This is a genomic window from Cupriavidus necator A5-1 (genome assembly GCF_000744095.1).
In the GTDB taxonomy this organism is placed as follows: Bacteria; Pseudomonadota; Gammaproteobacteria; order Burkholderiales; family Burkholderiaceae; genus Cupriavidus; species Cupriavidus necator_A.
Genome location: NZ_JQLI01000008.1, coordinates 975,851 through 989,117, shown reverse-complemented (window position 1 = coordinate 989,117; position 13,267 = coordinate 975,851). Strand labels below are relative to the sequence as shown.

12 protein-coding genes are annotated in these 13,267 nt (G+C 65.9%); 11 read left to right on the top strand and 1 reads right to left on the bottom strand.

What is annotated here, in order from left to right; all coding sequences use genetic code 11:
• Positions 1–26 precede the first annotated feature (26 nt).
• The 8 genes from K307_RS28770 to K307_RS28735 all read left to right on the top strand — a co-directional run bounded on the left by K307_RS28770 (position 27) and on the right by K307_RS28735 (position 9,069).
• Entirely contained in the window at positions 27–1,487 is a 1,461-nt protein-coding gene (locus tag K307_RS28770; RefSeq protein WP_051975458.1) for an indolepyruvate oxidoreductase subunit beta family protein, read from the top strand.
• Positions 1,488–1,524: 37 nt separating this feature from the next.
• Positions 1,525–1,980 (top strand): acyl-CoA thioesterase, encoded by a 456-nt coding sequence (locus tag K307_RS28765; RefSeq protein WP_042884261.1) that lies wholly within the window; start codon positions 1,525–1,527, stop codon positions 1,978–1,980.
• Between the two features lie 62 nt (positions 1,981–2,042).
• Positions 2,043–4,367 carry a bifunctional salicylyl-CoA 5-hydroxylase/oxidoreductase gene (locus K307_RS28760; protein WP_042884260.1) on the top strand — a complete coding sequence of 775 codons (2,325 nt, stop codon included), beginning with the start codon at positions 2,043–2,045 and terminating at the stop codon, positions 4,365–4,367.
• A 60-nt stretch (positions 4,368–4,427) separates the two neighbouring features.
• Entirely contained in the window at positions 4,428–5,552 is a 1,125-nt protein-coding gene (locus K307_RS28755; RefSeq protein ID WP_042884259.1) for a cupin domain-containing protein, read from the top strand.
• A 70-nt stretch (positions 5,553–5,622) separates the two neighbouring features.
• The gene (locus K307_RS28750; RefSeq protein ID WP_042884258.1) at positions 5,623–6,534 is read left to right on the top strand and encodes a fumarylacetoacetate hydrolase family protein; all 912 of its coding nucleotides are present in this window, start codon (positions 5,623–5,625) and stop codon (positions 6,532–6,534) included.
• Positions 6,535–6,586: 52 nt separating this feature from the next.
• Positions 6,587–7,621, top strand: coding sequence for a carbon-nitrogen hydrolase family protein (locus K307_RS28745; protein ID WP_042884257.1), 1,035 nt, complete (start codon positions 6,587–6,589; stop codon positions 7,619–7,621).
• A 12-nt stretch (positions 7,622–7,633) separates the two neighbouring features.
• Positions 7,634–8,392 carry an Asp/Glu racemase gene (locus tag K307_RS28740; protein ID WP_419187203.1) on the top strand — a complete coding sequence of 253 codons (759 nt, stop codon included), beginning with the start codon at positions 7,634–7,636 and terminating at the stop codon, positions 8,390–8,392.
• Positions 8,393–8,451: 59 nt separating this feature from the next.
• Positions 8,452–9,069 (top strand): flavin reductase family protein, encoded by a 618-nt coding sequence (locus K307_RS28735; protein ID WP_042884254.1) that lies wholly within the window; start codon positions 8,452–8,454, stop codon positions 9,067–9,069.
• Between the two features lie 15 nt (positions 9,070–9,084).
• Here K307_RS28735 and K307_RS28730 read toward each other — a convergent pair whose 3' ends face one another.
• Positions 9,085–9,543, bottom strand: coding sequence for a MarR family winged helix-turn-helix transcriptional regulator (locus tag K307_RS28730; RefSeq protein ID WP_042884253.1), 459 nt, complete (start codon positions 9,541–9,543; stop codon positions 9,085–9,087).
• Between the two features lie 204 nt (positions 9,544–9,747).
• Here K307_RS28730 and K307_RS28725 point away from each other — a divergent pair, with 204 nt between their 5' ends.
• The 3 genes from K307_RS28725 (at position 9,748) to K307_RS28715 (ending at position 13,222) form a co-directional block, all read left to right on the top strand.
• Positions 9,748–10,821: an AraC family transcriptional regulator gene (locus K307_RS28725; RefSeq protein WP_042884252.1), complete on the top strand. Its 1,074-nt coding sequence runs from the start codon at positions 9,748–9,750 to the stop codon at positions 10,819–10,821.
• Positions 10,822–11,061: 240 nt separating this feature from the next.
• On the top strand, positions 11,062–11,850 hold the full coding sequence (locus K307_RS28720; RefSeq protein ID WP_042884251.1) for an SDR family oxidoreductase: 789 nt from the start codon (positions 11,062–11,064) through the stop codon (positions 11,848–11,850).
• An 82-nt stretch (positions 11,851–11,932) separates the two neighbouring features.
• On the top strand, positions 11,933–13,222 hold the full coding sequence (locus K307_RS28715; protein ID WP_042884250.1) for a styrene monooxygenase/indole monooxygenase family protein: 1,290 nt from the start codon (positions 11,933–11,935) through the stop codon (positions 13,220–13,222).
• The last annotated feature ends 45 nt before the right edge of the window (positions 13,223–13,267 follow it).

The window sequence follows — 13,267 nt, the reverse complement described above, 5'->3', positions numbered from 1 at the left end:
AGCCGATCAAGGTCGCCATCCTCGCCATGGGCGGCGAAGGCGGCGGCGTGCTGGCCGACTGGATCGTGGATCTGGGCGAGCACAACGGCTATATCGCGCAGACTACGTCGGTGCCCGGCGTGGCGCAGCGCACCGGCGCCACCATCTATTACGTCGAGCTGTTCCCGCGCGACCTGGCCGAGCAAGCCGGCCGCCAGCCGGTGCTGGCGCTGATGCCCACCCCGGGCGATGTCGATGTGGTCCTCGCCTCCGAACTGATGGAAGCCGGCCGCGCCGTGCAGCGCGGGCTGGTGACGCCGGAGCGCACCACGCTGGTGTCTTCCACCCATCGCGTGTATTCCATCGCCGAGAAATCCGCGATGGGCGACGGCCGTGTCGACAGCAATGAGCTGATTGCCCATGCCGGCAAGGCTGCCAAACGCTTTGTACGCTTCGACATGGCGCAGGCCGCCGAAGCCAGTGGCAGCGTCATCAGCGCCGTGCTGTTCGGCGCGCTGGCGGGCACCGGCGTGCTGCCGTTCAGCCGCGCGCAGTTCGAAGCCACGATCGAGCGTGGCGGCGTGGGCGTGAAGCCCAGCCTGCGCGCTTTTGGCGCGGCGTTCGCCACAGCCGAGGCCGCTGAGACGCCCGCTGCAGAATCGGCAAAGCCGCTAGGCGAACTCACGCCGCAGGATCCCGGGGTTGCGCAGTTGCTGCAGCGCGCCCGCGCCGAACAACCGGCCGAGAACTGGCCCGTCGTGGTCGAAGGCGTGCGCCGCATGATCGACTACCAGGACGTGGCCTACGCCGGCCTCTACCTGGATCGGCTGGCCGCCGTGCGCCGGGCCATCGGCAACGACGATATCGCGCTCCTGCGCGAAACCGCGCGCCACCTGGCGCTGTGGATGTCGTACGAAGACACCATTCGCGTGGCCGACCTCAAGACCCGCGACTCGCGCTTCGCGCGCGTGCGGGGCGAGGTGCGCGCCAGCGACAAGCAGCTGCTGGCGATCAACGAGTTCATGCACCCGCGCCTGGAAGAAATCTGCGAGACGCTGCCGGCCGGACTCGGCCGCTGGCTGATGCAGCCGCATGTCGTGCACCGCCTGGTGCGCCGCTTCACCACCTCTGGCCGCGTGGTCACCACCAGCTCGCTGCGCGGCTACCTGATGCTGTGGGCGGTCTCGCGCCTGCGCGGCATCCGCCGCTGCACGCTGCGTTATGCGCTGGAAACCGAGCGTATCGAAGGCTGGCTGGCCCAGGTGCTGGCCGCCGCCCGCCTCAATCCGGCGCTGGCGCTGGAAGTGGTGCAGTGCCAGCGGCTGGTGAAAGGCTACAGCGACACCCATGTGCGCGGCCTGACCAACTACCAGACCCTGATGAACGCCGTGATGCGGGCGGGTGCCCGCCTGGCCCCGGCCACGCTGCGCGAGTTGCGCGAGGCCGCGCTGGCCGACGAGCACGGCAAGAAGCTGAAGGAAGCCCTCGCCCGCCACACGCTGGCATGACCTTCACGTGCCAACCCCATAGCAGGAACCGCAGACCATGAGCACTACGCATACCTTCCGGCGCCAGCACAAGATCCATTTCTCGGAATGCGACCCGGCCGGCATCGTCTTCTACCCGCAGTACTTCGTGCTGTTCAACGACCTCATCGAACGCTGGGTCGACACCCTGTTGCCGGACGGCTACCACGGCGTGATCGGCGCGCGCCGGCTCGGCATGCCGACCGTACACCTGGAGGTGGACTTCAAGGCGATCAGCCGCTTTGGCGACCAGGTCTGGCTGGCGCTGGACGTGGTGCGCCTTGGGGGCAAGTCAATCACGCTGGCCTGGCGCTGCACTGGCGAAGACGGCGAACTGCGCATGGCGGCCACGCAGACCATCGTGATGACCTCGCTGGACACGCACCTGGCGATTCCGGTGCCCCATGACCTGCGGGCCGCCATCGAACACGGCCCTGCCCCCGCAGACCGGCCTTTTCCCGAAACCACCGTCTGAATGCCGACGTACCCGCTGCGCGGGTGCCGAAGGCTCCGGTAGTAACCTGATTGGAAGCAGCCATGAACATCGTATGTATCGGCGGCGGCCCCGCCGGCTTGTATTTCGGCCTGTTGATGAAACTCCAGGATCCCGCCAGCAAAGTCGTGGTGGTGGAGCGCAACCGTCCCTATGACACCTTCGGCTGGGGCGTGGTGTTCTCCGACGCCACCATGGACAACCTGCGCGAGGCCGACCCGGTCTCGGCCGAGACCATCGGCGATGCGTTCAACCGCTGGGACGATGTCGAGGTCCACTTCAAGGGCCGCGCGGTGCGCAGTGGCGGCCACGGCTTCATCGGCATCGGCCGCAAGAAGCTGCTGAACATCCTGCAGGCGCGCTGCGAGGAAGTCGGTGTGGAACTGGTGTTCGAGAACTACGTCGAGGACGACCAGGCCATCGCGCGCAAGTACAACGCCGACCTGGTGCTGGCTTCCGACGGCCTCAACAGCCTGGTGCGCAAGCGCTACGCCGACACCTTCCGCCCGGACATCGACACGCGCAACTGCCGCTTTGTCTGGCTGGGCACGAAAAAGGTGTTCGACGCCTTCAACTTCATCTTCGTGCCGACCGAGCATGGCTGGTTCCAGGCACACGCCTATCGTTTCGAGGACGGCACCTCGACCTTCATCGTCGAGACCCCGGAAGAAACCTGGAAGGCCGCCGGTATCGACCAGATGAGCCAGGAAGAAGGCATCGCCTACTGCGAGAAGCTGTTCGCCCCGTACCTGAACGGCAACCCTCTGATCAGCAACGCCAGCCACCTGCGCGGCTCGGCGATCTGGATCCAGTTCCCGCGCGTGATCTGCGAGAAGTGGGTGCACTGGAACAACCTGACCGACGACAGTGGCCTGGAGAAGAAGGTGCCCGTGGTGCTGATGGGCGATGCCGCCCACACCGCGCACTTCTCGATCGGCTCCGGCACCAAGCTGGCGCTGGAAGATGCCATCGAGCTGGCGCGCACCATCCGCAACACCGACGGCTCGCTGGAAGATGCACTGAAGCACTACGAAGCCGTGCGCTCGGTGGAAGTGCTCAAGATCCAGAACGCTGCGCGCAACTCGACCGAATGGTTCGAGAACGTCAGGCGCTATGAAGAGCTGGAGCCCGAGCAGTTCGCCTACTCGCTGCTGACCCGCTCGCAGCGCATTTCGCACGAGAACCTGCGCGTGCGCGACAAGGCCTGGCTGGAAGGCTACGAGTCGTGGCTGGCCGAACGCGCCGGCACCGATGCCGCCGCCGTACCGCCGATGCTGACGCCGTACACCGTGCGCGGCGTGGAACTGAAGAACCGCGTGGTGGTGTCGCCCACCGCCATGTACTCGTGCCAGATGGGCGTGCCGGGCAATTTCCACATGGTGCACCTTGGCAGCCGTGCACTGGGCGGTGCCGGCCTGGTGATGGTGGAAATGACGGCGGTCTCGCCGGACGGCCGCATCACTGAGGGTTGCCCGGGCCTGTGGAATGACCAGCAGGCGGCGGCATTCGCCGGCATCGTCGGCTTCGTGCATGAGCACACCAGCGCGCGCATCGGCGTGCAGATCGGCCACGCCGGGCGCCGTGGTTCGACGCAACTGGGCTGGGAGCGGATGGACCACCCGCTGGCCGAGGGCAACTGGCCGCTGATCTCGGCCTCCGCACTGCCGTACCTGCCGGGCGTTTCGCAGACGCCGCGCGCAATGACCCGCGCAGACATGGACCGCGTGCGCGATGACTTCGTCGCCGCCACCCGGCGTGCCGCCGCCGCCGGCTTTGACTGGCTGGAGCTGCAGGCCGGCCACGGCTACCTGCTTTCGAACTTCCTCTCGCCGGTGACCAACCAGCGCAGCGACGAATACGGCGGCTCGCTGGAAAACCGCATGGCCTTCTCGCTGGAAGTGCTGCGCGCGGTGCGCGCGGCATGGCCGCAGGAAAAGCCGGTGTCGGTGCGCATCTCCGCCACCGACTGGGTCGAAGGCGGCAACAGCGCCGACGACGCGGTGGCCATGGCGCGCCTGTTCAAGGAAGCCGGCGCCGACATGATCGACTGCTCTTCCGGCGAAGTCACGCCGGCGCAGAAGCCGGTCTACGGCCGCATGTTCCAGACCCCGTTCGCCGACCGCGTGCGCAACGAGGCAGGCGTGCCGACCATCGCCGTGGGCGCGATCACCGAAGCCGACCACGTCAACGGGATCATCGCCTCCGGCCGCGCCGACCTGTGCGCGCTGTCGCGCCCGTACCTGGCTGATCCGGCCTGGCTGCTGCGCGAGACCGCGCAACTGGGCTACCGCAGCGTGGAATGGCCAAAGCAGTACCTGTTCGCCAAGGATCAGCTGGAGCGCAGTATCAAGCGCGCGGCGGCGGTCTGACGATGGCTCGTCCCTCTCTCGTCGACGGGAGAGGAGGAAACCAGACCAAAGAGGAAGACGATGTCGAATACCTCGTATGACACTTACCGCGAGAACGTAGCCGGCCGCGCCGACGTGGAAGACACGCCCGAGCTGGTCGCCTACTACAAGGAGCTCGATGCGCTCAAGACCGGCGCGCTCTGGACCGTGGCCAACAAGATCGAGCCGTGGCAGCCGAAGTCCGAATCGGTGCCGGTGCTGTGGCGCTACCGCGATCTGCGTGACCACGTGCTGCGTTCGGTCGACCTGGTGACGCCGGAGAAGGCCGGCCGCCGCGTGATCTACCTGAACAATCCGGGCCGCCAGGACGTTTCGGCAGCGGTGGGCTGGCTCTATTCGGGCCTGCAGGTGATGCATCCCGGCGAAGCCGCCTCGGCACACGCGCACTCGTCCTCGGCGCTGCGCTTCATCATGGAAGGCAGCGGCGCCTACACCATCGTCGACGGCCACAAGATGACGCTGAACGCCAACGACTTCGTGCTCACGCCCAACGGCACCTGGCACGAGCATGGCGTGGCGGCCGAAGGCACCACCTGCATCTGGCAGGACGGCCTGGATATCCCGCTGGTCAATGCGATGGAAGCCGGCTTCTACGCCGTGCACCCGGACCTGCAGCAGGCCGTGACACACCCGGTCGATGACATGCCGGCGATCTGGGGCGGCAAGGGCCTGCGCCCGCACGAGGGCAACTGGAGCAAGCCGTATTCGCCGTTGTACAAGTACGAATGGGCGCCGACCTACGAGGCGCTGGTGCGCCACAGCAAGGTCACCGATGGCAGCCCGTTCGACGGCGTGCTGATGCACTACGTCAATCCGGTCACAGGCGGCCCGGTGATGCCGACCATCGGCGCCAGCATGCAGCTGCTGCGTCCGGGCGAAGCCACCAGGGCCCACCGCCACACCGGCAGCTTTATCTACCAGGTAGCCAAGGGCAGTGGCTATTCGGTCATCAACGGCCAGCGCTTCGACTGGACCGAGCGCGACATCTTCTGCGTGCCGTCGTGGGCCTTCCATGAGCACGCGAACGCGTCGGCCAGCGATGACTCTGTGCTGTTCTGCTTCAACGACCTGCCGGTGATGCATTCGCTGGGGCTTTATCGCGAGCAGGCGCTGGCGGAGAACGGCGGGCATCAGGTCGTCCTTTAAACCTCAGCAGTACCTGTTTTCCAAGTTATGCAGCCGCACCGATTGCGGCCTTTTCTGGAGTTATCAAACCATGCGTCTCGTAACCTATCGCGCTGAAGTCGCTGCCGCCGCCCGCCTGGGCGCCATCGTCGACGGCAATGTCGTTGACCTCGCCCGCTTCGGCGCCGCCGTCGGCGTGGACATTCCCTCCACCATGCTCGAGTTTATCGACCTGGGCCCCGAGGCAGTCCGCTCGACCAGCGCGCTGCTGAACGAATATCGCGGCAAGCTCCCGTTCGGCGTGGCGGTGCCAGCTTCCAACGTCAAGCTGCTGGCGCCGATCCCGCGCCCGCGCAAGAACATCTGGGGCATCGGCCTGAACTACGTCGAGCACGTAGCCGAATCCAGCCGCAGCCTGGATACCTCGAAGGAGCTGCCAAAGGAGCCGGTGATCTTCTCCAAGCCGCCCACCACCGTGATCGGCCCGGGCGACGCCATCGAGCACAACAAGGAAATCACACAGCAGATGGACTGGGAAGTCGAGCTGGCCGTCATCATCGGCACGCGCGGCAAGGGCGTGAAGGAAGCCGACGCGCTCAACTACGTGTTCGGCTACAGCGTGATGATCGACATCTCAGCGCGCGACTGCCGCCGCGCCGGCCAGTGGATCTATTCCAAGGGCCAGGACACCTATGCCCCGTTCGGACCGGTCATCGTCACCGCGGACGAGATCCCCGACCCGCACACGCTGGACCTGTCGCTGACCGTCAACGGCGTGACCAAGCAGAGCTCCAACACCCGCCACATGCTGTTCAAGGTGCCGGCGCTGATCGCGGACATCAGCAAGGGCATGGCGCTGGAACCCGGCGACATCATCGCCACCGGCACGCCCGACGGCGTGGGCGCGGGCCGCACCCCGCAGGAGTGGCTGTGGCCGGGCGACACCGTGGTGGCCACGGTGGAAGGCATCGGCAAACTGCGCCACCCGGTGGTGGCCGTCTAAACCCCGTCGTCCCCGCGCATGCGGGGATGATCGCTGCAAGCGAGGCACAAAAATGCTCAACCTGCCCAAGTTCAAGGCCGCGGCCGTACAGGCCGCTCCCGTCTTGCTCGACGCCGACGCCACGGTCGACAAGGTCTGCCGCCTGATCAAGGAAGCCGCCGACAACGGCGCGAAGCTGGTCGCCTTTCCGGAAGTATTCGTGGCCGGCTACCCGTACTGGAGCTGGCTGACCAACCCGGTCGACGCCAGCCCCTGGTTCGAAAAGCTGGTCAAGGCTTCCATCGAGATCCCCGGCCCGGAGATCCGCAAGATCGCGCAGGCGGCGCAGGCCAACCACATCAACGTGATCGTTGGCGTGAACGAGCGCAGCCGCACCGGGGTCGGCACCCTCTTCAATACGCTGGTGACCATCAGCGACGAAGGCCGCATCCTGGGCCGCCACCGCAAGCTGGTGCCCACCTGGGCCGAGAAGCTGACCTGGGCCAATGGCGACGCCTCGGCACTGCGCGTGCACCAGACCAGCGTCGGCCCGCTCGGCTCGCTGGCCTGCGGCGAGAACACCAACACGCTGGCGCGCTTTTCGTTGCTGTCGCAGGGGGAGCTGATGCACGTGGCCAGCTACATCGCGCTGCCGGTGGCACCGGCCGACTACGACATGGCCGAGGCCATCAAGGTGCGCGCCGCCGCCCACTGCTTCGAGGGCAAGGTGTTCACCGCGGTGTCATGCTCGACCGTATCGGAGGAAATCATCGAGGCCATGAGCCCGCTGAATCCCAAGGCGCGCGAGCTGCTGTCGCGCCGCAACAGCGCCTTCTCCGGCTTCCTGGGGCCGGATGGCCGCGTCATCGGCGAGCCGCTGATCGACGTGGAAGGCATCGTCTACGCCGACATCGACCTGTCGCGCTGCATCCAGCCGCGCCAGATGCACGACATCACCGGCCACTACAACCGCTTCGATATCTTCGACCTGCGCGTCGACCGCCGGCCGCTGCAGCCCGCCCAGTTCCTGGACGGCGCCAGCCAGGCCTTCGACCTCGACGCCGAGGAAGCGGAACTCAACGCATTCGACCTTTCCGAGAGCAAGTAAATGTCTTTCCTGCTGACGCCCCAGAAGCCGCTGCGCATCGGGCAGATCGTGCCGTCTTCCAACACCACCATGGAGACGGAAATCCCCGCCATGTTGCGCGAGCGTGAAAAGGACTTCGCCGAGCGCTTCACCTTCCACTCCAGCCGCATGCGCATGAAGAAAGTGGTGAAGGAGGAGCTGGAGGCGATGGACCGCGACAGCGACCGCTGCGCCATCGAGCTCTCTGACGCGCGCGTGGATGTGCTGGGCTACGCTTGCCTGGTGGCCATCATGAGCATGGGCAAGGGCTATCACCGCGTCTCTGAGGCGCGCCTGACGCAGCGCACCGTCGACAACGGCAACCCCGCGCCGGTGGTGACCAGCGCAGGCGCGCTGGTGGACGGCCTGCACGCCATGGGCGCGAAGCGCGTCTCGGTGGTGTGTCCGTATATGAAGCCGCTGACGAAGATGGTGGTCGAGTACATCGAGAGCGAGGGCATCGAGGTCAAGGACTACACCGCCCTGGAAATCCCCGACAACCTGCAGGTCGCCGCGCAGGATCCGGCCAACCTGCTGGAGATCTACAAGCGCATCGACACCACCGGCGTCGACGCCATCGTGCTGTCGGCCTGCGTGCAGATGCAGTCGCTGCCGTCGATCCAGAAGGTCCAGGACGAGTCGGGCATTCCGACCGTATCGGCCGCCGTGGCCACCACCTGGCAGATGCTGCGCAAGCTGGACCTGCGCACCGAGGTCGCCGGTTGCGGCGAGCTGCTGAGCGGCAAGTACTGAGCGCCAGCCCACGCTTTCGTCGTCCCTGCCCGTGCGGGGACGACGCTTCGCACACGCACATGGACGACATTCACTTCTACGAGCCCACGCGCGGCCACGGGCTGCGGCACGATCCGCTGGCCGCCATTGTCGGCCCGCGCCCGATCGGCTGGATTTCGACGGTGGACAAGGCCGGGCGCGCCAACCTGGCGCCCTACGCGTTCTTCAACGTCTTCAACTACACGCCACCGGTGGTGGCGTTCTCCAGCGTCGGCTACAAGGACACCGTGCGCAACGTCGAGGACACCGGCGACTTTGTCTGGAACCTGGTGACGCGCCCGCTGGCCGAGCGCATGAACGTGACCAGCGCCGGCGTGGCGCCCGAGGTCGACGAATTCGGCCTGGCGGGCCTGACGCCGGCGCCGTCGCGCCTGGTGTCGGCGCCTCGCGTGCAGGAGAGCCCGGTATCGTTCGAGTGCCGCGCGACCAAAGTCATGCAACTGAACCAGGCCGACGGCGCCATGCTCGATACATGGATGGTGCTGGGCGAGGTAGTCGGCGTGCATATCGACCGCGCCTTCCTGCCGGACAGGGTCTATGACACCGCCGCCGCACGCCCCATCCTGCGCGGTGGCGGCCCGGCCGACTACTACGAGGTCAGCAAATCGACGCTGTTCCAGATGCGCCGGCCGGCCTGAGGCGCGGACCTGGTCTCAGTTGGCAGGGCGGTGCAGGTGGATCAGCAGCTTCAGCGTGGCGCGCAGCTCGTCGGCCTTTTTCTTGCCGAGCGGCGCCAGCACGTGATCCTCGTGGGTCCGGGCCTGTGCGATCAGGCTGGAGGTCAGCTTCTGCCCGCGCGGCGTGATGCGCACCAGCGTGATGCGCCGGTCGGTCTCGTGCGGGATGCGCTTGACGTAGCCCTGCGCCTCCATGCGGTCGAGCAGGCGCGTCACAGTGGGCTGCTTGGTCACCGAGATCTGCGCCAGCTCCCCGATGCTGATTGGCTTGCCGCCGGACAGCGTGGACAGGACGCGCCAGTCTGAGATGGTGAAACCATTGGCCTGCACGATCACGTGGAATTCCCCCGATATCAGCTGGCTGGCCTGGGCCAGCAGGGCCGGGGTGTAGTTGTCGACGAAATCATCGTCGGCGGTGTCGATGGGCTGGTTCATGCGGTCCGGTGGGCGGGAAGCGGCCTCGTCGGCCGCGCGACGGGCAGAACATACCACGGCGGGGCTCGTCCACGGCAAGGCAAGCTGTCAGTGTGGCCCTTTCTTGCTGCCCGCAGGAAGTTTAAGTATAAAGCAACTGATTGCGCAGGCTTCTCTCGCTGCGCAGGCGAGCCAGACACGCTGCAATCCTCCAGGAGGGAGACGATGCAGACCGCCCCCCAGTCACCCGCCGACACATCGTCTGCCCCGGCGAGTGATGACAACTGCGCGCCGCAAGGCATGCTGGCGAACTACCCCTTGTTCCGCTCCGAGGATGCAGAGGAGGCCCAGGGCAAGGTCGCAGCGGTCTTTTGCCCGCATGAGTTGCGCGTGGTCGGCGCACTGCAGCAATTGCACGTCCGGCACAACCTGGTGCGGCTGCATGAAACCGCCATCAACTTCCTTGCCTATGGCGCTCACGTAGAGATCGACCCTGGCTGCCTGGGGCATTTCTATCTCGCCCAGATCCCGGTAGCGGGCCATGCGGAAATCCAGTGTGGACCGCAGGAAATACTCTCTGACGTCCGCACCGCCAGCCTGCTGAGTCCCGACACCCCGACCCGGATGCACTGGCACGAGGATTGTGCGCAAGTCTTGCTGTGGATCCAGAAGGAAGCGATCGAGCACCGCTTCGCATTGCTGACCGGGCGCGATCCCGGCGGTCCTCTTTCATTCGATCCCGCGCTGCCCCAGCACACGGGGCTTTCGAGCCCATGGAGCCAGGCCGTACTCGACCTTGCCAGGAATATCGACCAGCACGGCACCAACTGGCTCCAGTTCCCTGCCGCGGTGGCGTCGATGGAGGACTACCTCCTGCGGACGCTGCTGCTGCTTCAGCCGCACACCTACACCTATCTCCTTGCGCGTAGCGCCGAACCCGCCAGGCCGCGTCATATGCAGCGGGTGATAGATTACGTCCGCGCCAATGCCGACACGCCGCTGACTGTCGCCGACCTTGCGCAAGTCGCCTGTGTGAGTATCCGGGCGCTGGAGGAAGGCTTTCGCCGCCATCTCAATACGACGCCGTTAGCGTATCTGCGGGACGTCAGGCTGGACTGCGTGCGACAGGCGTTGATTGTCGCCGCCGGCGCGGAGCAGGCCTCCATCACGGATATTGCATATCGCTTTGGCTTTACGCATCTCGGCCGGTTTGCGGCTTACTACAAGAAGCGCTTCGGCGTGTCTCCGTCGGCGACCCTGCGCGGGGCGACAACAGAGCGACATTTCACCCCCTTGTAGTTGTTGATACAACAACGCCAGCCCGCGCTCGCGGGTGAATGGATACCTGCACGCCAGGCAATCCACCAAGGCTGCCGCCCCGCCCTCTCCTGACTCCACCGCCTCCTTTTCCCGACCCGCCAGCAACGGCTCGTTATCTGGATATCGGCCGGCGGATTGTGGATAGCAGCGTCATCACCGCTACACCAAACTACGTTGCACATGGCCACATGCGAGCCAATACAACAACTGGAGACGAACATGCAATCCATCGAAGGCAAGACGGCGATCGTGACCGGGGGCGCGACGATGATTGGCGAGGCGGTGGTATCGGCCCTGGTCGCGGCAGGCGCCAACGTCGTTGTCGTCGACATCGACCAGCAAGGCGGCCGCCAGGTTGCGCAACGCCATCCGGCGCGCTGCCGCTATGTCGCCGTGGACGTGACCAGCGATGCCGACATCGTCGCCTGTATCGCCGACACGGTCGATGCCTTCCGTGGCATCGACCTGCTCGTCAACTGCGCCTGCACCTACGTGGACAACGGCGCCGATTCCACGCGCGAGCAATGGCTGGAGTCCTACAACGTCAATGTCGTCGGCGCGGCGATGATGCTGAAGGCGTGCGTGCCGGAGATGAAAAAGCGCGGCAGCGGAGCGGTGGTCAACTTTGCCTCGATCTCCGCGGGTGTGGCGCAGTCGGGGCGCTGGCTGTACCCGATTACCAAGGCGGCGATGCAGCAGTTCACCCGCAGCGCGGCGCTTGACCTGGCCCCCGACAACATCCGCGTGAACTCGGTCTCGCCAGGATGGACATGGTCGTCGGTCATCAGCGCGCTCAGCGGCGGCGACAAGGCCAAGGCCGACAGCGTTGCCGCCGACTTCCACCCGCTCGGACGTCTCGGCAAGCCTGAGGAAGTTGCGCAAGTGGTGCTCTTTCTCCTGTCCGATGCAGCGGCCTTCGTCACCGGTACCGACTACGCCTGCGATGGCGGCTATGGCGCCCTGGGCCCGGAGGGCCGGCAGGCAGCCATCCACCGGCTCACGGCATAACCCGTCCGCCAAACCCTGGCGCAGGCAACCAGACGGTGCCAGCCCAGCGCCAAACACACACAAGCCCCCACTGGAGAGACACATGACAACCCATCCCATTGCCAGGATCACGCCGCGCAAAATTGCCATTGTCGGCGCAGGCCAGGCCGGCCTGTTGCTCGGATGCGCCCTGCTGCATCAAGGCTACGAGGTGACGCTCGTGACCAACCGCACGGCGGAGGAAGTCTGGAGCGGCAAGGTGATGTCCTCGCAATGCATCTTCGACCAGTCCCTGCAGATCGAGCGCAACTGCGGCATGAATCAATGGGAAGCGCTTTGCCCCACCGTGGACGGCATCGGCCTCACCATCCCCACGCCAGATGGCAAAGGCGAGATGGCCATCCATTGGCGCGCCCGCCTCAATGCCTATGCGCAGTCGGTGGACCAGCGCGTCAAGATGCCGGGCTGGATGGCGGAATTCGAACGTCGCGGCGGCACCTTGCGGATCGAGAACGTTGAGATAGCCGAGCTTGAAGCATTGGCCGAAAGCCATGAGCTGGTTCTGCTGGCAGGCGGCAAGGGGGAGATCGTCAACCTGCTGACCCGCAACGATGCGCGCTCTCCCGTGCGCCATCCGCAGCGCCAGCTGGCACTGGCCTACGTGACCGGCATGCAGCGCAGCGGCTCCTTTGAGTGTGTCAATTTCAACCTGATTCCCGGCGTCGGCGAGTACTTCGTGTTTCCGGCCCTGACCACCAAAGGCAGCAGCGAAACACAGGCCTGCGACATCATGGTCTTCGAAGCCATTCCGGGCGGCCCGATGGACCGCTGGGCCGACGTCAGGTCCGCCGACCAGCATCTGGAGGTCTGCCTGGGCATCCTGCGCGACTACCTTCCCTGGGAAAGCGAGCGCTGTGCCAACGTACAACTCACCGATGCCAACGGGATCCTGAGCGGGCGCGTCACGCCGACCGTGCGCAACCCCACCCTTACGCTGCCCTCCGGCCGGCTGGTGATGGGTCTCGGCGACGCCGTCATGGTCAACGATCCGATCACCGGCCAGGGCTCGAACAACGCCACCAAGGGTGCCCTTCACTATTTCGAAGCCATCCTGCGCCATGGCGACCGGCCCTTCGACAAGGCATGGATGCAGAAGACCTTCGACGGCCTTTACGAAGGCTACGCCGAGCCGGTCATCCGCTGGACCAACTCCCTGCTGTTTCCGCCGCCCGACCACATCGTCAAGCTGCTGGCTACAGCGCAGCACGCGCCACGTATCGCCCAGCGCATCGCCAACGGGTTCAACGATCCGCGCGACTACGGCAGCTACTGGTTCGACGAGGAAGCCACTGACGCCTGGATCGCGCAAGAATCCCAGTCCCGGGCCGCCTGAGACAGCGCCACAGCCACACGAAAACAAGCCGCCTGCTCGCCTCAT

Excerpts from the sequence above, each read along its gene's own strand:
- K307_RS28725 (WP_042884252.1), top strand. The coding sequence starts at position 9,748 with ATGCAGACCGCCCCCCAGTCACCCGCCGACACATCGTCTGCCCCGGCG.
- K307_RS28765 (WP_042884261.1), top strand. The coding sequence starts at position 1,525 with ATGAGCACTACGCATACCTTCCGGCGCCAGCACAAGATCCATTTCTCG.
- K307_RS28755 (WP_042884259.1), top strand. The coding sequence starts at position 4,428 with ATGTCGAATACCTCGTATGACACTTACCGCGAGAACGTAGCCGGCCGC.
- K307_RS28720 (WP_042884251.1), top strand. The coding sequence starts at position 11,062 with ATGCAATCCATCGAAGGCAAGACGGCGATCGTGACCGGGGGCGCGACG.
- K307_RS28745 (WP_042884257.1), top strand. The coding sequence starts at position 6,587 with ATGCTCAACCTGCCCAAGTTCAAGGCCGCGGCCGTACAGGCCGCTCCC.
- K307_RS28760 (WP_042884260.1), top strand. The coding sequence starts at position 2,043 with ATGAACATCGTATGTATCGGCGGCGGCCCCGCCGGCTTGTATTTCGGC.
- K307_RS28750 (WP_042884258.1), top strand. The coding sequence starts at position 5,623 with ATGCGTCTCGTAACCTATCGCGCTGAAGTCGCTGCCGCCGCCCGCCTG.
- K307_RS28735 (WP_042884254.1), top strand. The coding sequence starts at position 8,452 with ATGGACGACATTCACTTCTACGAGCCCACGCGCGGCCACGGGCTGCGG.
- K307_RS28730 (WP_042884253.1), bottom strand. The coding sequence starts at position 9,543 with ATGAACCAGCCCATCGACACCGCCGACGATGATTTCGTCGACAACTAC.
- K307_RS28715 (WP_042884250.1), top strand. The coding sequence starts at position 11,933 with ATGACAACCCATCCCATTGCCAGGATCACGCCGCGCAAAATTGCCATT.
- K307_RS28770 (WP_051975458.1), top strand. The coding sequence starts at position 27 with ATGGGCGGCGAAGGCGGCGGCGTGCTGGCCGACTGGATCGTGGATCTG.